The organism is Kitasatospora purpeofusca (assembly GCF_034043715.1).
In the GTDB taxonomy this organism is placed as follows: Bacteria; Actinomycetota; Actinomycetes; order Streptomycetales; family Streptomycetaceae; genus Kitasatospora; species Kitasatospora purpeofusca_A.
Window position 1 is genome coordinate 148,589 of the sequence record NZ_JAXCLC010000007.1, and the last position, 19,693, is coordinate 168,281.

The 19,693-nt window shown below is 73.3% G+C and carries 19 protein-coding genes and 1 riboswitch; of the genes, 7 read left to right on the plus strand and 12 right to left on the minus strand.

The features are described 5' to 3' along the window. Positions 1-33: 33 nt before the first annotated feature. Positions 34-798, minus strand: a complete 765-nt coding sequence (locus tag SM793_RS06030; protein WP_320436986.1) for an SDR family NAD(P)-dependent oxidoreductase — start codon at positions 796-798, stop codon at positions 34-36. A gap of 143 nt (positions 799-941) precedes the next feature. Between SM793_RS06030 and SM793_RS06035 the strand changes: the two genes are divergently transcribed. Both SM793_RS06035 and SM793_RS06040 read left to right on the plus strand, forming a co-directional pair. After that, complete coding sequence (locus tag SM793_RS06035; protein ID WP_320436958.1) at positions 942-1,562, plus strand: TetR/AcrR family transcriptional regulator; 621 nt, start codon at positions 942-944, stop codon at positions 1,560-1,562. A 294-nt stretch (positions 1,563-1,856) separates the two neighbouring features. After that, on the plus strand, positions 1,857-3,005 hold the full coding sequence (locus SM793_RS06040; RefSeq protein WP_320436959.1) for an alpha/beta hydrolase: 1,149 nt from the start codon (positions 1,857-1,859) through the stop codon (positions 3,003-3,005). A 122-nt stretch (positions 3,006-3,127) separates the two neighbouring features. Here SM793_RS06040 and SM793_RS06045 read toward each other — a convergent pair whose 3' ends face one another. After that, a complete protein-coding gene (locus SM793_RS06045; protein WP_320436960.1) occupies positions 3,128-3,457 on the minus strand; it encodes a MoaF-related domain-containing protein in 330 nt (109 codons plus the stop codon). A 313-nt stretch (positions 3,458-3,770) separates the two neighbouring features. Then, positions 3,771-3,938: riboswitch (cyclic di-AMP (ydaO/yuaA leader) on the plus strand. Positions 3,939-3,941: 3 nt separating this feature from the next. On the opposite strand from SM793_RS06045, the gene SM793_RS06050 reads away from it, so the two are divergent. Continuing rightward, positions 3,942-5,219 carry a glycoside hydrolase family 16 protein gene (locus SM793_RS06050; RefSeq protein ID WP_320436961.1) on the plus strand — a complete coding sequence of 426 codons (1,278 nt, stop codon included), beginning with the start codon at positions 3,942-3,944 and terminating at the stop codon, positions 5,217-5,219. 27 nt (positions 5,220-5,246) lie between these two features. Here the strand turns inward: SM793_RS06050 and SM793_RS06055 are convergent, their stop codons facing one another. Together SM793_RS06055 and SM793_RS06060 are read right to left on the minus strand one after the other, a co-directional pair. After that, positions 5,247-5,870, minus strand: coding sequence for a hypothetical protein (locus SM793_RS06055; protein WP_320436962.1), 624 nt, complete (start codon positions 5,868-5,870; stop codon positions 5,247-5,249). A gap of 166 nt (positions 5,871-6,036) precedes the next feature. Beyond that, positions 6,037-6,777, minus strand: a complete 741-nt coding sequence (locus SM793_RS06060; protein ID WP_320436987.1) for an IclR family transcriptional regulator — start codon at positions 6,775-6,777, stop codon at positions 6,037-6,039. A 269-nt stretch (positions 6,778-7,046) separates the two neighbouring features. Here SM793_RS06060 and aceB point away from each other — a divergent pair, with 269 nt between their 5' ends. Then, on the plus strand, positions 7,047-8,696 hold the full coding sequence (aceB, locus tag SM793_RS06065) for a malate synthase A (RefSeq protein ID WP_320436963.1): 1,650 nt from the start codon (positions 7,047-7,049) through the stop codon (positions 8,694-8,696). A gap of 152 nt (positions 8,697-8,848) precedes the next feature. On the opposite strand, the gene SM793_RS06070 is transcribed toward aceB, so the two are convergent. Further along, on the minus strand, positions 8,849-9,859 hold the full coding sequence (locus SM793_RS06070; protein ID WP_320436964.1) for a winged helix-turn-helix domain-containing protein: 1,011 nt from the start codon (positions 9,857-9,859) through the stop codon (positions 8,849-8,851). Positions 9,860-9,914: 55 nt separating this feature from the next. On the opposite strand from SM793_RS06070, the gene SM793_RS06075 reads away from it, so the two are divergent. Next, entirely contained in the window at positions 9,915-11,267 is a 1,353-nt protein-coding gene (locus SM793_RS06075) for an MFS transporter (RefSeq protein ID WP_320436965.1), read from the plus strand. Positions 11,268-11,564: 297 nt separating this feature from the next. On the opposite strand, the gene SM793_RS06080 is transcribed toward SM793_RS06075, so the two are convergent. From SM793_RS06080 to SM793_RS06110, 7 genes are all read right to left on the minus strand, one after another. Then, on the minus strand, positions 11,565-12,950 hold the full coding sequence (locus tag SM793_RS06080; protein ID WP_320436966.1) for an 8-oxoguanine deaminase: 1,386 nt from the start codon (positions 12,948-12,950) through the stop codon (positions 11,565-11,567). A gap of 55 nt (positions 12,951-13,005) precedes the next feature. Continuing rightward, positions 13,006-14,475: a nucleobase:cation symporter-2 family protein gene (locus SM793_RS06085; protein ID WP_320436967.1), complete on the minus strand. Its 1,470-nt coding sequence runs from the start codon at positions 14,473-14,475 to the stop codon at positions 13,006-13,008. Between the two features lie 268 nt (positions 14,476-14,743). Continuing rightward, the gene (gene pucL, locus SM793_RS06090) at positions 14,744-15,664 is read right to left on the minus strand and encodes a factor-independent urate hydroxylase (protein ID WP_320436968.1); all 921 of its coding nucleotides are present in this window, start codon (positions 15,662-15,664) and stop codon (positions 14,744-14,746) included. Positions 15,665-15,692: 28 nt separating this feature from the next. Continuing rightward, positions 15,693-16,028 (minus strand): hydroxyisourate hydrolase, encoded by a 336-nt coding sequence (gene uraH / locus SM793_RS06095; protein WP_320436969.1) that lies wholly within the window; start codon positions 16,026-16,028, stop codon positions 15,693-15,695. A gap of 99 nt (positions 16,029-16,127) precedes the next feature. Continuing rightward, positions 16,128-16,631, minus strand: a complete 504-nt coding sequence (gene uraD / locus SM793_RS06100; RefSeq protein WP_320436970.1) for a 2-oxo-4-hydroxy-4-carboxy-5-ureidoimidazoline decarboxylase — start codon at positions 16,629-16,631, stop codon at positions 16,128-16,130. A gap of 201 nt (positions 16,632-16,832) precedes the next feature. Then, positions 16,833-17,213 carry a helix-turn-helix domain-containing protein gene (locus tag SM793_RS06105; protein ID WP_320436971.1) on the minus strand — a complete coding sequence of 127 codons (381 nt, stop codon included), beginning with the start codon at positions 17,211-17,213 and terminating at the stop codon, positions 16,833-16,835. Then, positions 17,210-17,545 carry a thiamine-binding protein gene (locus tag SM793_RS06110; protein WP_413815884.1) on the minus strand — a complete coding sequence of 112 codons (336 nt, stop codon included), beginning with the start codon at positions 17,543-17,545 and terminating at the stop codon, positions 17,210-17,212. Before SM793_RS06110 ends, SM793_RS06105 begins: the two co-directional genes overlap by 4 nt. 202 nt (positions 17,546-17,747) lie before the next feature. On the opposite strand from SM793_RS06110, the gene SM793_RS06115 reads away from it, so the two are divergent. Beyond that, complete coding sequence (locus SM793_RS06115; RefSeq protein ID WP_320436973.1) at positions 17,748-18,599, plus strand: TIM barrel protein; 852 nt, start codon at positions 17,748-17,750, stop codon at positions 18,597-18,599. Positions 18,600-18,669: 70 nt separating this feature from the next. Further along, complete coding sequence (locus SM793_RS06120; protein ID WP_320436974.1) at positions 18,670-19,557, plus strand: 2-hydroxy-3-oxopropionate reductase; 888 nt, start codon at positions 18,670-18,672, stop codon at positions 19,555-19,557. Positions 19,558-19,693: the final 136 nt, after the last annotated feature.

Sequence of the window (19,693 nt, forward strand, 5' to 3'; positions counted from 1 at the left end):
CCCGTCACCGGCCGGTCCCCGCCGTCGACGGCGTCACATATGGGTGCCGCCGTCGATCCGCAGCTCGGTCCCGGTGACGAAGGCGCCGTCGTCCGAGGCCAGCATGGCGATCACACCGGCGACGGTCTCCGGCCCGGCGAAGCCCTGCCCGAGCGCGGGCGAGAGCTTGGCGAGGAGGCTGAGGTCCGCGTCCGCCGGCAGGCCCGGGTTGTTGGTCATGCCGCTGTCGATGCTGCCCGGCGCGACGCACACCGCACGCAGGCCCTGCTTGGCGTACTCGGCGGCGATCGCGTGGGTGAACGACTGGATGCCGCCCTTGGTCGCGGCGTAGGCGGCCATGTAGGGGTGGGCGAAGGTGGCGGAGGTGGAGCTGAAGTTCACCACGACGCCCCTGCCGCCGGCGAGCAGCGCGGGCAGCGCCTCCCGGGTCATCAGGAAGGTGCCGGTCAGGTTGACCGCGACGATCTTGTTCCAGAAGTCCAGGCCGGTCTCGTGGGTGTGGGCGGAGCGCAGGATGCCGGCCGCGTTGACCAGGACGTCCAGGCCGCCGAGCGCGGCCACCGCCCCGGCCACGACGGTCCGGACGGCGGCCTCGTCCGACACGTCCAGCGCCGTCGTGGTGAGGCGGTCGGCGGTGCCGTCGGCGGTGGCGCGGTCCAGGGTGGACCTGAGGCCGTCCTCGTTGACGTCGACGGCGACGACCCGGCCGCCCTCGGCGAGGATCCGGTGCACGGTGGCCCGGCCGATGCCCGAGCCGCCGCCGGTGATCAGGACGTTCCGTCCGTCGAAGCGCTCCATGGCCATGGTGGTTCTCCGTTCCGTTCGTGGTCTCTCGACCTTGATGACACGGTACGCCTAAATGGCACGTCGTGCCAAAAAGTCTCGACATGCCGAGTGGGCGCGGGGTGCCACCGATCGCTTCGTCCCCGTACGCTGGGCCCGTGACCGGACGTCCCACCCTGAACCAGCGCCGTCGCGAGAGCACCCGACTGGAGATCGCCCAGGCCGCGGCCGAGCTGTTCGCCGCCCACGGGGCCGAGGCGACCACCGCCGAGGAGATCGCCACCGCCTCGGGCATCTCGCTGCGCACCTTCTACCGCTACTTCTCGGAGAAGGAGGACGCCGTCACCCCGCTGCTGGCGGCCGGCGGCGAACGCTGGGTGCGGCTGTTCACGGAGAGCGCCTCCGACCTGCCGGTCCGCGAGGCGCTGGAGCGTTCGGCGGCGGAGTCCCTGAGCCCGTCCGACGCGCCCGCCGTCGAAGCCCTGCGCTGGACCCGCGACCTGCTGCGCGACCCGCGGCTGGCCACGGTCTGGCAGCGGGTGCACGCCGACTCCGAGGAGCGGCTGCGGGCCGCGATCGCCGATCGCTGCCCGCCCGGCACCGACCTGCTGGAGATCCGGCTCGCCGCCGCCGCCGCGACCGCCGCGATCCGGGTCGCGCTGGAGCAGTGGGCACGCTCCGGCGCCCCGGCCACCGGCCCCGGTTCGCCGCGCGAACTCGGTACCCGCTGCATGCGCGAACTCACCGCGGGCCTCGACCTGTGGACCCGCGTCAACTGACGCCGCCTCCGTCACCCGCCCGCCGCAGCAGCCCGCGCAACCGCAAAAACCCGCTGCAACGCGCTGCCACCCCGGCAGCAGGCACCGGAAGCACACCCCGGCGGCCCGCTTCTCCTCCTCAGGGCCGATGGCGCCACCGCTGGTCGGCGGGGGCGGCGGGCGCTCCGGAGCGGCTAGGCTGGGTGGTCGCGCCTCGGCGACGGTGCCCCGCTGCGGAGGGGGGAACCGGGGCGGCCCTCCCGGGTGTCCTTCCCCCGGGGGCGGGGGAGTACGAGGCGTGGGAGCAAACACGACATGGGTCTGACGAGCCACAAGGTGCTGGCACTGACCGTTCTGATCGCCGTCGCGGCGATGGTCGGGACGATCTGGCTGTGGCCGAGACTGTCGAAGCGGAGCTGGAAGGCCGTCCTCGGCCGGATCGGCGCCCTGCTCGCCACCCAGCTGGCCGTGCTCGCCGCACTCGGCCTGGTCGCCAACAACTACTTCGCGTTCTACAGCAGCTGGGACGACCTGCTGGGCACCGGGGACAGCGGGCCGGTGGTCATCCAGAACAAGGTGGACGCCTCCGGCCGGCTGCGCGTCGAGACCATCGGCCACGCCGAGGTGCAGGGTGGCGGTGCGCTCGGCCGCGATCGCGAGAAGTCCGGCGAGATCCGCGAGGTCCGCATCGACGGCGCCACCACCCGCCTCTCCACCGAGGGGTACGTCTACCTGCCGCCGCAGTACTTCCAGCCCGAGCACGAGCAGAGGCAGTTCCCCGTACTGGTCGTCAGCACCGGCTTCCCGGGCATCGCCAAGAACCTCGTCACCCGCCTCAACTACCCGGGCGCGGCGCTGAAACTGCTTCAGGAGGGGCGGATGCAGCCGACCGTGCTGGTGCTGGTGCGCCCTTCGCCCGCCCTGCCGCAGGACACCGAGTGCGAGGACGTCCCGGGCGGCCCGCAGACCGACGCCTACTTCGCCAAGGACGTGCCCTCGGCGATCCAGGCCACCTACCGGGTCTCGGCCGACCCGCGGGCCTGGGCGTTCATGGGCAACTCCACCGGCGGCTACTGCGCGCTCAAGCTGGCGATGCGCCATCCCGACGTCTACCCGACCGCCGTCTCGCTCTCCGGCTACTACCGGGCGGCCGACGACCCGAGCACCGGCGACCTCTACAACGGCAGCGGACAGCGCCGCGACGAGGCCGACCTGATGTGGCGTCTCAAGAACCTGCCGCAGCCCGCGATCTCCGTGCTGCTGGCCGGCACCCGGGAGGGCGACGGCGACTACCGGCGCGACACCGAGGCGTTCGTGGCCGCCGCGCACAGCCCGATGAAGGTCTCCTACAGCATGCTGGAGACCGGCGGCCACAACTTCGAGACCTGGAGCAAGCTGCTCCCGTCCTCACTGGAGTGGATCTCCCAGCGCCTGACGGTCCCGGCCGCCGGTCCGTCGGCCTGACCGCACGGACGCCCCGCCGGCCTGACCGCACGGACGCCCCGCCGGCCTGGCCGCACGGGCACCCCGTCGGCGGGCCGCGCCGGGCCCGCGGGCCCGCGAGCCCGGGCCCTGCGGGCGGACGCTCAGGCCACCTGCTCCAGGGTGCCGGTGTGCAGCTCGCCGACCCGGCCGCCCTCGCCCTCGTACGTCCAGAACGCGCGGACCGTCATCCGGGCCAGGTCCATGACGTGGCTCACGGTGATGCCGCTCACCTCGGTCCAGCTGACGAAGTAGAGCTGCGGGCCGACCTCGGCGACGTGCAGGGAGACGTCCTCCCACTGGCCCGCCGATTCCCCGAGGCCCTCCCAGCGCAGCCGCTTGCCGTCGGCCGAGTACGCGTTGCGGAAGGCCGCGCCGTTGTCGACCCGGAACAGGAAGGTACGGCCGGCGAAGGCGGGCAGGGACGCGGTCATGGCGGGGCGGGTCTCCTCGTCTCTGGACGTGCTGTCGTGGTGCTCCCCGCCGCCCGGACGGGTCCGGGCGCGGATGGATCTCCAACCTATCCGACCACCCCGCCTCCGTGGCGCACTTTCCCCGCCGGACCCGCCACCACGGCCACCCGGACCCGTCGCCAGGGGAAGGCGGGGCGGCGGGGCAGCCGTGTGAGCTGCGCGACAACCGCCCCGGGAAGGTTGTCCGTGCGCGGACGGCCTGCCTAGCCTGCAAGGGCTTCCGCCGCAGCGGAGCCCCGCCGCCGGGACGCCGAGTCCCGTCCACCCGCCGGCCGGCAGTCGAGCACCACAGCGGACGGGAGCGGGGGACCCAGGTCAGTGCCCGGCCGCGCGCTCGACGCGTGCGAGTCGAGGCTAGGGGTGAAGCCGCTCTCCGGACGGCCGGGCAGACCTCAGCGCCCGAACCCGACAGCTCACCTCGTAGGCGTCGCAGAGGACCACTGCCATGCCCACTGCCTCCCCGCAGCCCCCTCGCCCCGCCCGGAACCCGGGCCTCCCGGCCCGCCGCCCGGCCGCCCGCCACGCCCGTCCCTCCCGCCGGGGCCGCACCGCCGCCCTCGCCGCCACCGGGGCGCTCGCCGTCACCGGTGCCGGACTGCTCGGCCTGCCGGCCGTGACCGGAGCCCAGGCCGCCACCCTGCCGACCGTCACCCAGGACAAGCTCGCCCCGGCCGCCATGGTCGCGGGCAAGGCTGCGACCGGCTCGCTCACGCTGCACTCCTCGTCCTGCTTCACCGCGAAGACCGTCGGCGTCGGCGTGCGCGACGCGGCCGGGCACAACCTGGACTTCCCCGGCAACAAGAGCAACGTCCAGGTCTGCCCCGCCGGCCTGACGGTCACCACCGGCTCCCGCACCCTGGCGGCCGGCACCTACACCCAGTTCGGCTTCTGGCAGGACAGCGGCGGCGGCTGGCACAACCTGCCCTCGCGCCAGCTGGTGGTCTCCGCCGAAACCGCGACCCCCACCCCCACTCCGACGCCGACCCCGACGCCCACTCCGACGCCCACCACCCCCACCACGGGTGCCCCGGTCGCCGGCAAGCAGCTGACCTGGTCCGACGACTTCAACAGCCTCGCCCTCGGCTCCCGCTGGACCGCCGACCGGAGCAGCTCCTACCACTACGGCGACCACAACCCGAACGACAACAAGCTCGACTGGCTGAACAAGAACAACGTCGCCGTCGCCGGCGGCGCCGCCACCTTCACGGCCAGGCCGAGCGCGCACACGCTGGAGAACGGCAAGCAGGCCTGGGACACCGGGCTGCTCACCACCGAGTACTCCAGCGAGGGCTTCAAGGTGAAGACCGGCGACTACATCGAGACCCGGGTCAAGCTCCCGGCCGGCACCGGCGCCTGGCCGGCGCTCTGGACCTGGAACAGCACCAGCGGCACCCACGGGGAGATCGACTCCTTCGAGTACCACACCGACAACCCGAACCTGCTGGAGCTGACCAACCACATCAACCCGGGCCACCTCTACTACACCGACGCCAAGGCGATCGCGAAGGACGGCTGGGTCACCATCGGCACCCACTACGGTGCCACGTCGGTCGACTGGTACATCAACGGCGCCAAGGTCTTCTCGGACGGCAAGGGTGTCGGCGCCGGCTGGTCGGCGTACCCGATCCTCAACCTGTCCCTGAGCGCGGGGAACTACCACCCCGCGCCCTCGGGCACCACGCCGATCACCTTCTCGGCGGACTACGTCCGGGTGTACCGCTAGCAGCGGTCACCGGTCCGCGGCCGACGGTCAGACGGCCGGCCGCGGACCGGTGGTCTCGACGACCTCGACAGTGAACGGCTGCCGGTTGTTCGCCTCGTTCCGGTCGTCGTCGCCGCGCACCGCGACGTAGCCGCCCGTCAGCTCGCCGAGGGGGAGGTCGGGGGAGAGCCGGAGCGGGATCAGCGCCGTCGCGCTGCGGTACTTCGGGAGCCCGGCCGGGAAGGTGCAGCGCACCCGGTGGCCGTTCTGGAACTCGTAGCAGTTCTCCGGGAAGAACGGCCCCTCGGCCGTGACCCCCTGGGGCAGGGTGACCACGACGGTGAACGGCGAGGCGGTCCGGTCCGGTCCGAGGTTGCCGATGAAGGCGTGCAGGGTGGTGGTGCCGCCGGGCGCCGCCGCGTCCGGGTCGAGCCGGACGACATAGAGGTCGGAGTCCGAGGTCTCGACCGCCGGGGCCGGGTCGGCGGCCGTTCCCGGAGCCGCGGCGCCGGGGTCACCGGCCGCCGGGGCCGGGGCGCTCGTCCCGGGCGCGGGCGCCTTGTCGTCCGGCGGACAGACCGCCCCGGCCTGTCCGGCGGCCAGCACCGCCACCGTGCACCCCGTCACCAACGACCTGCCGAGAAGCCTTCGAACGGAACCGCTGCGGGTCATCGCCGCTCACCCTGCCCTTCGTGTCCGGCGCACCCGCCTCGTCGCGGGCCGCGTCCGCACCAGCGTCGCCGACCGGTCCGCCGGGGCCGGGCAACCCGCCCTCGGACGGCTCGAAGGGTGGCTCGAACGGGTGAACACCCGGGCGCGCCGCCGCGCTGAACATGCGTCAGGGTGCCAGGACCTGGCCCAGCCGGGCCGCGATCCCGTGCATCACCGGCACCAGCGACGCCGCGCCGGCCTGCTCCTCCAGCGCCCTGACCCGGGCCTCCGGGCCGGAGACGGAGAGCGCCGTAGGGGTCGGCGCGCCGGGGACGGCGAGGGCGATGCACCGCACCCCGATCTCCTGCTCCTGGTCGTCGACCACATAGCCGCGCTCGCGCGCCTCGGCGAGCTGGGCCATCAGCGCCTGCGGGTCGGTCACGGTGTGCGGGGTGTGCGCGGGCAGCGGGTTGGGGCCGAGGACGGCGCGCGCCTCCTCGTCGGACAGCTGCGCCAGCAGCGCCTTGCCGACGCCGGTGCAGTGCGGCTGCACCCGGCGGCCGACCTCGGTGAACATCCGCATCGAGCGCCGCGACTGCACCTGTCCGACGTAGACCACCTCGCCGCCCTCCAGCACCGCCAGGTTGGCGGTCTCGCCGGTGGCCTCCATGAGTTCGGCCAGGTAGGGGCGGGCCCAGCTGCCGAGCAGTCGCCCGGCGGTCTCGCCGAGCCGGATCAGCCGCGGGCCGAGGGTGTAGCGGCGTGCGGTGTCCTGGCGGACATAGCCCTGCTGCACGAGGGTACGAACCAGGCGATGGATGGTCGGCATCGGCAGTCCGGAGGAGGTGGAGAGCTCGCTGAGCGTCGCCACGCCGCCGGAGTCGGCGAGTGCCTCCAGCAGTTGGAAGGCCCGTTCGACGGACTGCACTCCGCCGCTGGTGCGCTCCTGCCCCGTCGACGGGGCAGGAGCCTTCGGGGCACCGCCGTCGCTGCTTCCGCTGCTCGAGCCGCTCCCGTCGCTGCCGCTGCTCGCGGTGCTCTCACTGCTCTCGGAGGTCGGGGCCACCGGCGTTCCCTTCGCGGTCGGAGGAGGAGTACAGTCCCAGCGATCATCTCAACAAACCGTTGAAATTCTGTATCGCGGAAACTAGTCTCCACCTTACAGAATCAAGCCCTCCACTTAGGAGTGTCCTGCTCATGGCTGCAGATCAGGGACCCGGAGCTTCCCCCGCCGCTCCGGTCGTCACGGTCGCGGGTCCCCGCGTCCACCGGGCCGAGGAGGTGCTCACTCCGGAGGCGGTCGCCTTCGTCGTCGGCCTGCACCGCTCCTTCGAGGGCCGGCGCCGCGAACTGCTCGCCCGCCGCCGGGAGCGCCGCGCCGGGATCGCCCGCACCGGCACCCTGGACTTCCTGCCCGACACGGCCGGGGTCCGCGCCGCCGACTGGCGGGTCGCCGAGGCGCCGAAGGCGCTCCAGGACCGCAGGATCGAGATCACCGGCCCCACCGACCGCAAGATGGTGATCAACGCGCTCAACTCCGGCGCGAAGGTCTGGCTCGCCGACTTCGAGGACGCCACCTCCCCGACCTGGGAGAACGTGCTGAGCGGTCAGATCAACCTGATCGACGCCTTCGAGGGCCGGATCGACTTCAGCAGCGCCGCCGGCAAGGCCTACACCCTGCGGCCGGCCGCCGAACTCGCCACCGTCGTGGTCCGCCCCCGCGGCTGGCACCTCGACGAGAACCATCTGCTGGTCGACGGCGAGCCGGTGGCCGGCGCGTTCCTCGACTTCGGCCTCTACTTCTTCCACAACGCCGCCCGGCTGCTCGCCCGCGGCGCGGACGACCCGAACTCCGGGCCGTACTTCTACCTGCCGAAGACCGAGAGCCACCTGGAAGCCCGGCTCTGGAACGACGTGTTCACCCACGCCCAGGCCGAACTCGGCATCCCGCACGGCACCGTCCGCGCCACCGTGCTGATCGAGACCATCACCGCCGCCTTCGAGATGGACGAGATCCTCTACGAGCTGCGGGAGCACGCCGCCGGTCTCAACGCCGGCCGCTGGGACTACCTGTTCTCCATCGTCAAGAACTTCCGCGACGCCGGCGAGCACTTCGTCCTGCCCGACCGCAACACCGTCACCATGGCCTCGCCGTTCATGGCCGCCTACACCCGGCTGCTGGTGCGGACCTGCCACCGGCGCGGCGCGCACGCGATCGGCGGCATGGCCGCGTTCATCCCCAGCCGCAAGGACCCCGAGGTCAACGCCGCCGCGCTGGAGAAGGTCAAGGCCGACAAGGACCGCGAGGCCGGCAGCGGCTTCGACGGCTCCTGGGTCGCGCACCCGGACCTCGTCCCGGTCGCCCGAGCCTCCTTCGACGCCGTCCTCGGCGGGCGCCCGCACCAGAAGGACAACCCCGGGCCGGTCGAGCCGGTCGGCGCCGACCAACTGCTCGACATCGCGGGCGCCGGCGGCAGCTGCACCCGGCACGGGCTGCACAACGCCGTCCAGGTCGGCATCCGCTACATCGAGGCCTGGCTGCGCGGCCTCGGCGCGGTCGCCATCTTCGACATGATGGAGGACGCCGCCACCGCCGAGATCTCCCGCTCGCAGATCTGGCAGTGGATCCACAACGACGTCGTGCTCGCCGACACCGGGGAGAAGGCCACCGCCGACCTGGTCCGCCGCCTGGTCGCCGAGGAACTGACCGCGCTGCGGGCCGAAGTCGGCGACCAGGTCTACGCCGCCGGGCGCTGGCGGGAGGCCGCCCAGCTCTTCGAACAGGTCGCACTGGCCGAGGAGTTCGCGGACTTCCTGACTCTGCCCGCACTGCCCCTGCTCGGCTGAGGCCCACGCTACCGGCCGGGGCGCGCCGCCCGTCCCCGCCAGGGCGGCGCACTCGGCCCGCCGGGTGCGCCGTTCCGTACGAGGACGCACCGCCCGTCGGGGTGAAGCGTCCGGCCCGCACCCGTTACCCGTTACCCGACACCTGTCATCCGTCACCCGTCGCGGCAGGTCAGCGCGTCGCCGAGGCTGCTGCGCCGGTAGAGCACCCGGCGGCCGTGCCGGGTGCGGTCCAGCAGACCGGCCGAGGCCAGCGCCCCCAGGTGGCGGCTGACCGCGCCGGGCGTCACTCCCAGCCGTTGGGCCAGCTCGGTGGTGCTGGCGGGCGACGCCAGCAGGACCAGCAGCCGCGCCCGCGCCGCCCCGACCAGCCCGACCAGTGCGGCCGGCGCCCCGTCCGGCCCGGCCCGTCCGGCCAGGCCCTCCGCCATGGTCGCCCGGCCGCGCGCCGGGTAGACGATCAGCGGCGGGCCGTCCTGGGTGATGTCGGTCTGCGCACCCATCCCGGCCAGCGTCGGCATCAGCACCAGGCCCCGCCCGGCCACGTCCACCGAGGTGCCCAGCGCCCGGACCGCCGGATTGCTGTCGTTCAGCCGCAGCACCCCGGCCCGCCAGGAGATCCGGCCGTCGAGGTCCGCGAACAGCCCCTCCGAACCGCGCTCCGAGAGCATCCGGCCCCGGTGGGCGAGGTCCGCCTCCAGGACCGATCGCGCCCGCGGCCACCACGCGGGGGCCAGGCAGCGCGTCCAGTACGCCGACAGCGCCTGCGCCACCCGGTCCCGCAGCTCCGCCGGGCGGTCGACCAGCGCGGCGAGCACCGGCGGCAGCGGACTCCCGTCGCCGGCGTAGGCCGCCAGCACGTCCGTCCTGACCTCCTCCGGCGGCGTCCGGGCCAGCTCCGCGAGCTCGTCGTGGAAGTCCGGCCGGGGCACCGCCGGGCGGGGCGTCAGAAAGTCCGGCACGAAGGCGTTCGGCGTGATCAGCGCGTCCAGCAGCGCGGTGTCCAGCGTCTCCCAGCGGTCCTGCCAGCCGGCGATCCACGGCTGCTGCTCCGGGTAGTACGACGCCCAGCGGCGGGCGCGCAGGCCCAGCACCGCCTCCTGCAGGGGGGAGTAGGCGAACCAGGTGGCGGCGAGGTCCTCGACCCCGAGGCGGAACTCGAACATTGACCGTAACGGTAAAAGAATTCCGCCCGCCCGGGAACCCCGCTGTGCTTGGCCCATGACCTCCTCCCCCCGCACGGGGGCGCGCCCGCGCGCCTCCGGCCGACGCCTCCTGCCCGCCGACCCGCTGCTGCGCCGACTCGTCCTCATGGGGCTGGTGAACTCCGTCGGGGACGGGCTCTTCGTCACCGTGAACGTGCTGTTCTTCACCCGCTCCATCGGTCTGACGCCCACTTCGGTGGCGCTCGGCCTCACCGTCGCCGGCGTGTGCGGGGTGTTGGCCGGGGTGCCGATGGGGCGGCTCGCCGACCGGGTCGGGAGCAAGCGGCTGCTGCTGGCGGTCGGGCCGCTGGAGGCGGCGGCCGTGCTCGGCTACGCCTTCGTGCACTCCTTCGCCGCCTTCGTGGTGCTGGCCTGCGCCGCGACGGCGCTGTCGCGCGGGGCGGCGGCGGTGCGCAGCGCGCTGATCGCCCGGGCGCTGCCCGCCGAGGGGCAGGTGCGGGCGCGGGCACTGCTGCGCTCGGTGATGAACGCGGGCCTGGTGGTCGGCTCCGGCGGTGCGGCGCTCGCGCTGCAGGCCGACAGCTACACCGGGTACGTGACCATGCTGGTGCTGGACGCGGTGAGCTTCCTGGGCGTGACCGTGCTGCTGGCGGGCCTGCCGGTGGGGGCCGTGACGGCGGCGGGCGCGCGCGCCACCGGTGCCGGGGGTGCCGCGCGTGCCACCGGTGTCAAGGGTGCCACCGGTGCTGAGGGCGCCGGGGGTACCGCCGCCGACGACTCGCGCGGGCCCCGGACGGCGCTGCGCGACCGCCGGTACCTGCTGGTCACGGCGCTGCACGCGGTGCTGGAGCTGCAACTCGCCGTGCTGACCGTGGGGTTGCCGCTGTGGATCGTGCTCGGCACCGGGGCTCCGGCGGCGGTGCTCGCAGCGGTCAACGTGGTCAACTGCCTGCTGGTGGTGGTGTTCCAGGTGCGGGCGAGCCGGGGCGTCACCGATGTGGCGTCGGCGGCGCGGGCGTGCTCGCGCGGGGCGCTGCTGCTGGCGGGCGGGTGCCTGGTCTACGCGGCGGCGCAGTACGGCCCGGCGTGGGCGGCGGCCGGCGCGCTGCTCGCGGGGGCGCTGGTGCACACCCTGGGCGAACTGCTGACCTCGGCGGGCGGCTGGACGCTCAGCCTGGACCTGGCGGACCCGGGGGCGCACGGCGAGTACCAGGGGGTGTTCATGAGCGGTCAGGCGGCCGCGCATGTGATCGGGCCGCTGGTGGTCACGCTGACGGCGGTGGACCACGGGGCGGTCGGCTGGGTGGTGCTGGCGGGGGTGTTCGCGCTCGCCGGACCGGCGCTGACGGCGGCCGTGCGGGGCGCCGCCCCGGGCGCGGCCCCGGGTGCGGCCGTCCGTCTCGGCTGAGCCCGGTCCGGCCCTGGCCGCTCTGTCCGGCCTGTCGTGCGCGGGACAGGCATGCCGCGAACCGGTGCGGGCGCCCCACGGGGGGTGGGAGCCGGTTCCGGTGCGGCGGCACGCCGCGGCCCCGGACCCTCGCCGTGGGTCCGGGGCCGCGGTCCACCGGCCGGGCGGGCCGGACCGGAGGGTCCGGGGCCGTCCGGCCGGCGGAGTCCGGGTGACGCACCGTCCCTGGTGCGGCCCGGAGTTCGGGTGGACCGGAGTTCGAGTGGACCGAAGCAGTCCGGTCGATATGGCGCTGCGTCAGATCGGCCGGGCAGCAAGCTCCTTGGCGGCCCGGGCGCAGGCCCGGGCGATCCGGTCCTCGTTCACCGTGGTGAGCTGCCCCTTCTCGACGACGGCGTTGCCGTTGACGAAGAGCACGGCCAGCGGCGGCAGCGCGCCGAGGGCGAGCGCGGCGACCGGGTCGGCGATCGAGGAGTGCATGATGCCGTCGACCTTCCACAGCGCGAGGTCGGCGAGCTTGCCGGCCTCGATCGAGCCGATCTCGTCCTGCCGGCCGAGCACCCGGGCGCCGCCCATGGTGCCCAGGCGCAGCGCCTGCCGGGCGGTGAGCGCGGTCGGGGTGCCGTGCAGCCGGTTGATCAGCAGGGCGTTGCGCAGTTCGGTGCCGAGCTCGCCGGACTCGTTGGAGGCGGTGCCGTCGACGCCGAGGCCGACCGGGACGCCGGCCGCCAGCATGTCGGGGACCCGCGCGATCCCGGCGGCCAGCCGGGCGTTGGAGGAGGGGCAGTGGGCGACGCCGGTCCCGGTCTCGGCGAACTTGGCGATGTCGGAGTCGTTCATGTGGACGCAGTGCGCCATCCAGACGTCCTCGCCGAGCCAGCCGACCGACTCGAAGTAGTCGGTCGGGCCCATCCCGAACAACTCCTTGCAGAAGGCCTCCTCCTCGGCGGTCTCGGAGCCGTGGGTGTGCAGCCGGACGCCCTTGCGGCGGGCGAGTTCGGCGGACTCGCGCAGCAGCCGGGTGGAGACCGAGAAGGGCGAGCAGGGCGCGAGCGCGATCCGCAGCATCGAGTCGGCGGAGGCGTCGTGGTAGCGGTCGACGGCCGCCTCGGAGGCGGCGAGGATCGTGTCCAGCTCCTCGACGGCGTGGTCCGGGGGCAGGCCGCCGTCCTTCTTGCTGCGGTCCATCGAGCCGCGCAGCGCGGTGAACCGCAGGCCCAGCTCCTGGACGGCCTCGATCTCGGCGCCGAGGATGTCGCCGCCGTCCTTGGGGAACACGTAGTGGTGGTCGGCGGCGGTGGTGCAGCCGGACTTGAGGAGCGCGGCGGCGGAGCCCTGGGCGGCGGCGTGCACGAGCCGGTCGTCGATCCGGGCCCAGGTCGGGTAGAGGGCGACCAGCCAGTCGAAGAGGATGTCGTCCTGGGCGAGGCCGCGGGTGATCCACTGGTAGAAGTGGTGGTGGGTGTTGACCAGGCCGGGGGTGACGAGGTAGCCCTCGGCGTTGATCCGGCGCACCACGTTGTCCAGCCAGGCCGGGGCGGGGCCGTTGCCGACCGACTCGATCCGGTTGCCGAGGAGGACCACGTGGCCGCGGGCGTACTCGGTGTCGTGGGCGTCGACGGTGGCGATCGCGGCGTTCTCGATGACGATCCGCTGGTCGGCGGGCGGGGGCTGGACTGCCATGGTGACTCCAGGGGGGAGGGCCGGGCGGGCACGGGGCGCGTGCCCGCCCGGTGGGTCAGGAGGGTGACGGGGTCGCCGTCGGCACCGAGGGGTCGGACGATCCCTCGGTGGGGGTCCGGCGGGTGGCGCCGAGGTGGTGGAACAGCAGGTTGAGCAGGACGGCCGCGACGCAGCCGGCCGAGATGCCGGAGTGGAGCAGGGTGCGGGCGGCCTCCGGGAAGGCGTCGTAGAAGGTCGGCGCGGCGATCGGCACGATGCCGACCCCGAGCGAGACCGACACCAGGGCGGTGTTGGCGCCCGAGTCCAGACCGGCCTCCGCGAGGGTGCGGATGCCGCTGGCGGCGACCGTGCCGAAGAGCACGATCCCGGCGCCGCCCAGGACGGGCTGCGGGACGAGCGAGACGACCGCTCCGAGCACCGGGAAGAGCCCGAGCAGGACGAGCAGACCGCCGCCGGTGGCGACCACGAAGCGGCTGCGGATCCCGGTCAGCGCCACCAGCCCGATGTTCTGGGCGAAGGCGCTGGCGGCGAAGCCGTTGAAGACCGGGCTGACGGCGGTGGCGAGACCGTCGGCCCGGAGTCCGGCGGCGAGGGTCTTCTCGTCGGCCTCGCGGTCGACGATCCGCCCCAGGGCCAGCATGTCGGCGGTGGACTCGGTCATGGAGACCACCATGACGATGCACAGCGAGGCGATCGCGGCGGCGTCGAAGACCGGCGCGCCGAAGTGGAAGGGCGAGGGCAGGGCGAAGACCCGGGCCTCGTGGACGGCGCCGAAGTCGGCCAGCCCGAGCGGGAAGGCGAGCAGGGTGCCGACCGCCAGGCCGACGAGCAGGGAGAGCTGCTGCCAGAAGCCGCGCAGCAGCCGGTTGCCGAGGACCACCGCGCCGAGGGTGAGCGCGGCCAGCCCGATGGCCTTGGTGGAGCCGTAGCCGGGGGCGTCCGGCGAGCCGCCGCGCGCCCAGTTGACGGCCACCGGGAGCAGGGACACCCCGATGAGGGTGATCACGGTGCCCTGGACGACCGGTGGGAAGAACCTGGTCAGCTTGCAGAAGTACGGTGCCGCGAGGAGGCACAGGATCCCCGCGACGATCACCGCGCCGAAGATCACCGGGAGGGCGTCCCTCGGTCCGTGCTCCTTCGCGATGGCGATCATGGGGGCGACGCCGGCGAACGAGACGCCGTTGACGAACGGCAGCCGGGCGCCGATCCGCCAGATGCCGATGGTCTGGAGCAGGGTGGCCAGTCCGGCGGTGAACAGGCTGGCCGAGATCAGGAGGGCTAGTTCGGTGGGGCTCAGGCCCACACCGGCACCGACGATGAGCGGGGGAGCGACGACTCCCGCGTACATCGCGGCGACGTGCTGGAGCCCGCTGGTGAGGAGCTTCGCCGGGGGCAGGAGCTGGTCCACGGGGTGGACCTCCGGTCCGGACGGCGCGCCGGCGGTGCGTGCCGGTGCGCCGTCCGGGCCGGGTGTTCTCGCAGGGGTGGAACCGCCGTCGTTGCTGCTGGTGCTGCTGGGTGCCATGTCGAGCCCCTCTTGTGCCTCGGCTCTCGGCGCGCCCGTGACGCTGGAGGTGTCCCCCGAGGGCGGGGACGGCGGTGCAGGAGTCCCTCGGGGCGGGTTCTCCAGCTCCCCGGGCCGGCCGCCGTGAGGGTGGGCACGGTCTCCGATGGGTGGGGGTGGAGAAGCAGGTGGTGCAGAAGATGGTGCGGCAGGTGGTGCAGAAGGTGGTGCAGGAGGTGGTGCTGCGGGTGGTGCCGGGCACCGGCGGGAGGCCGGCGGCGGGCCGGTTTCAGGCGACCGGGATCACCGGTACGACGCCCTCGCGGTGCACGGTGCCCTCGATGAGGCCGTACATCCGGTCGGCGGCGTAGTAGACCTCGTTCTCGTTCTTGAGCCCGAACGGCTCCAGGTCGACCAGGAAGTGGTGCTTGTTGGGGAGTTCCAGCCGGACCTCGTCGACCTCGGCGCGGTTGTTGAGGACGCGGGTGCCCATCGCGTGCAGGGTCTGCTGCAGCGAGTAGGAGTAGGTCTCGGCGAAGGCCTCCAGCAGGTGCCGCCTGGCGTGGGTGTAGCTGCGGTTCCAGTTGGGCTGGGCCTCGTCGTCACGGCCGGTGAAGGCGTACTTCCAGCGGGCGGTGACCTGGGTCGCGAGGATCCGGTCGTACGCCTCCTGGAGGGTGGTGTACTCGTCCTTGATGTAGCCCCAGAACTCCGAGTTGGTGGAGTTCAGCACCACCAGGTCCTTCAGGCCGGAGATCACCTGGACGGAGTCCCCGTCGTAGACGATCTCGCTGGTGCGGACCTCCTGGCCGCTGCGGACGAAGGAGTGCCCGACCTCCTCGGAGCCGATGAAGCGGGCGCTGCTGTCGGGGGTGCGGATCCGGTCCCAGGAGTACTCCTCGATCCGGATCCTGGCCCGGTGCACGACGCCGCGCTCGGTGTCGTCGACGAAGTGCCGGGCCAGCAGGATGCCGAAGGCCTCGGCCGAGTCGATCCCGTACTCCTTGGCGAAGGCGAAGACGGTGTTCTTGGTGGTGTCGGTGGGCAGGCAGTTGGCGTTCGACCCGGTGAGGTGGACGTCGTCGAACTCGCCGGAGAGGGCGACCGAGACGTTCAGGTCCTTGATCTCGTGGCGGGTCGAGTCGCGGTAGACGCGGACGATCCGGTTCTCCGCCTTGCCGTACTGGTTCTGACCGAGCACGTGGGCCATGACATGGCTCCCATATCAATCGATCGGTCTAGCTTCCGCGGTAGACCGAGTATCCGAACGGGTTCAGCAGCAACGGCACGTGGTAGTGGTGCTGCGCGGGCGCGACCGTGAAGACGATCGCGACCTCGGGGAAGAACGGCGGTTCCTCGGACTTCCGGGCGAAGTACGCGGCGGTGTCGAAGAGCAGCCGGACGACCGAGCCCGCCTCCACGGCCGGCAGGTCCTTGGCCCGGCCGTCGGAGTCCGTGGCGGAGGTGCCGAGCACCTGCCAGCCACCCTCGGTGTGCAGTGCGAGCTCGACCGGGACGCCCTCGGCCGGGCGGCCGAGGCTGGTGTCGAGCACGTGGGTGGAGATGCCAGTCATGGGTGAGGTGACCTTACTGATGGCAGCGGTGGTGCGGGGCGACGCGGAGGTACTGCGTCAGTGATACCTGAGGCGGGGTCCGGGAGGCCCGAACGACCGTCAGTTGTCGTCGAGCAGCCGGTTGATACGGATGTCGTTGATCCGGCGCAGTTCGCCCCGGACGACCTCCGCCTCGGTGGCGGGGTCGTTGAGCAGGCGCTCGCGCAGGGCGTCGAGCATGGTGGCCGCGGTGCGGCCGGTCGCGCAGATCAGGAACACATGGCCGAACTGGGCCTCGTAGGCGGCGTTGGCCCGGCGCAGTTCGTCGAGCAGGGCCTCGTCGGCGCCGTGGACGCCGGCCTGCTCGCGCTCGGAGGTGGCGTCGCCCGGCTTGGGTGCGCCGATCCGGGCGTGGCCGGCCATCGCGTCGTGCAGGTCGGAGACGGAGAGGCCGGCCATCGCCTTGGCGTTGGCCTCGAGCAGGGCCCGGCGGTCCTTCCACGGACGGGCCGCCGCGACGGCGTCGGCCCAGCCGGGGCTGGTGCAGACGTCCAGCAGGATCTCCCTGAGCTCGGCGGTGTCGGTCGCCGCCAGGGCGTCAAGGGCGTGGGGGTGGTTGGTCACGGGTGGACCTCCTGGAGAGTGGTGCCACCCGCACAAGCTAGATCGGTGGGATCAGGCCGTCAACACTTTGTTGAACCGTTGGTGGTTACGTTTCGCGACGGCCCTGGTCGCGGGGTGTTTCGTGTGTGATGAGACAAGTGCGCCCCGCCGGGGCCCGGGTCAGACTGGCCGGGCCGGCGGGGCGCACCCCTGCGGGAGGGGTCAGTTCGGCTTCGCGCCGTCCTGGCGGTTGAGGTAGTTGTACACGGTGAAGCGGCTGACGCCGAGCGCCGTGGCGACCGTCTCGACGCCGTGGCGGACGGTGAAGGCGCCGCGCTCCTCCAGCAGTGCGACCACGCGCTGCTTCTCCCACCGGTCCAGCTCGGCCAGCGGGCGGCCGTCGAACTGGCGGGCCATCTCGGCCAGCAGGCGGTCCAGCGCGCTGCTGAGGTGCGGCAGCCGGACGGCCAGCGCCCGTTCGCCCTCCCACTCCAGGACGACGTCCTCGGCCTTCGCCTCGTCCAGCGGGACGGGCGTCGCGCCGACCGCGTCCAGCAGCGGCTTGATCGCCGCGGCGAGCGGGTGTTCGGTCTGCTCGGTCACGGCGTACCGCCCTCCCCGGCTGCGCTCCCACTCCCGCTCCCGGCCTCGGTCCCGGTCTCTGCCTCGTCCTTGCTCCCGGCCGTGCTCCCGGCCTCGGCCTCGGCCTCGGCGAGGACGCTGACCTGGACCGAGATCCGGGTCGCGCCGGCGTCCAGGCTCTCCCGGAGCAGCTTGGACACGGCGGCCAGGACCTGGTCCGCCTCGCCCTCGGCGCCGGTGCCGAACGGTCCCACCGCGACGTCGAGGCCCGCCTCGTCGACCGCCTCGCGGGCCGCCACGGCGTGCGGCGGGAACGTGTCCAGTTCGAACGGCTCTGTCGTGAACTCCACCATCAATCGCACGCGCTCACTCTAGCGAGCGGGTGGGTGGTGCCGGGTCGGCCGCCGGGGGCCGGCCTGCGGCGCAGCGCTTCAACAATTTGTTGCAGATGCCTTGACAGTCGCTCGATGGCCGGAGATGCTTCCACCAGACAGAATCCCTCTTCCGGATCGTGGAAGTTGCGGATGACGGAAGAGAGATTACGAGGTGATGGACGTGGCCGCCGAACCGAGCGCCGCCGCCCGGCACAGCTTCACGGTCAACCTGTCGATCCTGTTCGGCGAGCTCCCGCTGCTGGAGCGCCCGGCCGCGGCCGCCGCCGCCGGCTTCACCGCCGCCGAGCTGTGGTGGCCGTTCGGCGCCGAGCACGACCCGTCCGAGGCCGAACTCGACGCGCTGCGCAAGGCGTTCACCGACGCCGGGGTGCGCCTCACCGGTCTCAACTTCCTCGACGACCTGACCCGGGGCGCCCGGGGCACCGTCTCGGTGCCCTCGGAGCGCGAGCGCTTCCGGGCCAATGTGCCGGTCGCCGCCGCGTTCGCCGCCTCGCTCGGCACCCCGGCGCTGAACGCCCTCTACGGCAACCGCGTCGAGGGCGTCGACCCGGCCGAGCAGGACGCGCTCGCGCTGGAGAACCTCGTCCTCGCCGCCCGGGCCGCCCACGGCATCGGTGCGGTCCTGCTGGTCGAGGCGCTGAACCGGCCGGAGTCCCCGGACTACCCGCTGGTCTCCGCCGCCGCCGCGGTCGAGGTGGTGGACAAGGTCAACGCCGCCACCGGCCTGGGCAACGCGAAGTTCCTCTGCGACCTCTACCACCTGGCCCGCAACGGCGAGGACCTCGCCGCGGTCATCGACACCTACGCCGACCGGATCGGCCATGTGCAGATCGCCGACACCCCCGCCCGCAACGAGCCGGGCACCGGCGGGCTCGACTTCGAGGACCTGTTCGCCCGCCTCACCGCCGCCGGCTACACCGGCCGGATCGGCCTGGAGTACCGGCCGTCCACCGGGGTCAGCGCCGACAGCTTCGAGTGGCTCGCGCGGGAGCACCGCGCGGCGGCGCTCTGACCGCTCCCCCCGCCCGTCTCCCCGTACCTCCCGCACGCACTCCCGCACACGCAACAGAAGGAACGACGCGATGAGCCGCAAGATCGCCTTCATCGGCCTCGGCATCATGGGCAGCCCGATGGCGGCCAACCTGGTCCGGGCCGGCCACCACGTCACCGGCTTCAACCTCACCCAGCCGCAGATCGACGCCCTGGTCGCGGCCGGCGGCCACGGCGCCACCAGCATCGCCGACGCGGTGAAGGACGCCGAGGTCGTGATCACCATGGTCCCGGCGGACCCGCACGTCGAGCAGGTCGTGCTGGGCGAGGGCGGCGTCCTGGAGAACGCCCGTCCGGGCACCCTCCTCATCGACATGTCGAGCATCACCCCGCAGACCTCGATCAAGGTCGAGGCCGCCGCGAAGGAGAAGGGCGTCCGGGCCCTGGACGCCCCGGTCTCCGGCGGCGAGGCGGGTGCGGTCGAGGCGGTGCTGTCGATCATGGTCGGTGGCGCCGCCGAGGACTTCGCCGAGGCCGAGCCGCTGTTCGCCGCGCTCGGCACCACCGTGGTCCACGTCGGCCCGGCCGGCGCCGGCCAGACCGTCAAGGCCGCCAACCAGCTGATCGTCGCGGTCAACATCCAGGTGCTGGCCGAGGCCGTGGTCTTCCTGGAGAACGCCGGCGTGGACCTCGCCGCGGCGCTCGACGTGCTCGGCGGCGGCCTGGCCGGCTCGACGGTGCTGAACCGCAAGAAGGCCAACATGCTGGACCGCGAGTTCGCCCCCGGCTTCCGGATCGACCTGCACCACAAGGACATGGGCATCGTCACCGACGCCGCCCGCGCCGTCGGTGCGGCGCTGCCGGTCGGCGCGGTCGTCGCCCAGCTGGTCGCCTCCGCCCGCGCCAACGGCGACGGCTCCCTCGACCACTCGGCGCTGCTGCGCGGCGTCGAGCGGCTCTCCGGCCGCGAGGTGAAGTAGGGCCTCCGGGTCCCGCCGGCCGCGAGGCTGAGCAGCCCCGCGGCCCCCCACAGCTCCTCCCGGTGGCGTGTACCTGTCCGGTCGTGCCCGCGCCACCGGGAGGCCGACCGGCGGCCGACGGCCGACGGCGTTCGTC

Bases quoted from the DNA above. Each gene is read 5' to 3' on its own strand.
- SM793_RS06030 (WP_320436986.1), bottom strand. From the start codon at position 798: ATGGAGCGCTTCGACGGACGGAACGTCCTGATCACCGGCGGCGGCTCG.
- SM793_RS06075 (WP_320436965.1), top strand. From the start codon at position 9,915: ATGACCTCCTCCCCCCGCACGGGGGCGCGCCCGCGCGCCTCCGGCCGA.
- pucL (WP_320436968.1), bottom strand. From the start codon at position 15,664: ATGGCCCACGTGCTCGGTCAGAACCAGTACGGCAAGGCGGAGAACCGG.
- SM793_RS06120 (WP_320436974.1), top strand. From the start codon at position 18,670: ATGAGCCGCAAGATCGCCTTCATCGGCCTCGGCATCATGGGCAGCCCG.
- SM793_RS06085 (WP_320436967.1), bottom strand. From the start codon at position 14,475: ATGGCACCCAGCAGCACCAGCAGCAACGACGGCGGTTCCACCCCTGCG.
- SM793_RS06080 (WP_320436966.1), bottom strand. From the start codon at position 12,950: ATGGCAGTCCAGCCCCCGCCCGCCGACCAGCGGATCGTCATCGAGAAC.
- SM793_RS06055 (WP_320436962.1), bottom strand. From the start codon at position 5,870: ATGACCCGCAGCGGTTCCGTTCGAAGGCTTCTCGGCAGGTCGTTGGTG.
- SM793_RS06070 (WP_320436964.1), bottom strand. From the start codon at position 9,859: ATGTTCGAGTTCCGCCTCGGGGTCGAGGACCTCGCCGCCACCTGGTTC.
- aceB (WP_320436963.1), top strand. From the start codon at position 7,047: ATGGCTGCAGATCAGGGACCCGGAGCTTCCCCCGCCGCTCCGGTCGTC.
- SM793_RS06040 (WP_320436959.1), top strand. From the start codon at position 1,857: ATGGGTCTGACGAGCCACAAGGTGCTGGCACTGACCGTTCTGATCGCC.
- SM793_RS06110 (WP_413815884.1), bottom strand. From the start codon at position 17,545: ATGGTGGAGTTCACGACAGAGCCGTTCGAACTGGACACGTTCCCGCCG.
- uraH (WP_320436969.1), bottom strand. From the start codon at position 16,028: ATGACTGGCATCTCCACCCACGTGCTCGACACCAGCCTCGGCCGCCCG.
- SM793_RS06050 (WP_320436961.1), top strand. From the start codon at position 3,942: ATGCCCACTGCCTCCCCGCAGCCCCCTCGCCCCGCCCGGAACCCGGGC.
- SM793_RS06045 (WP_320436960.1), bottom strand. From the start codon at position 3,457: ATGACCGCGTCCCTGCCCGCCTTCGCCGGCCGTACCTTCCTGTTCCGG.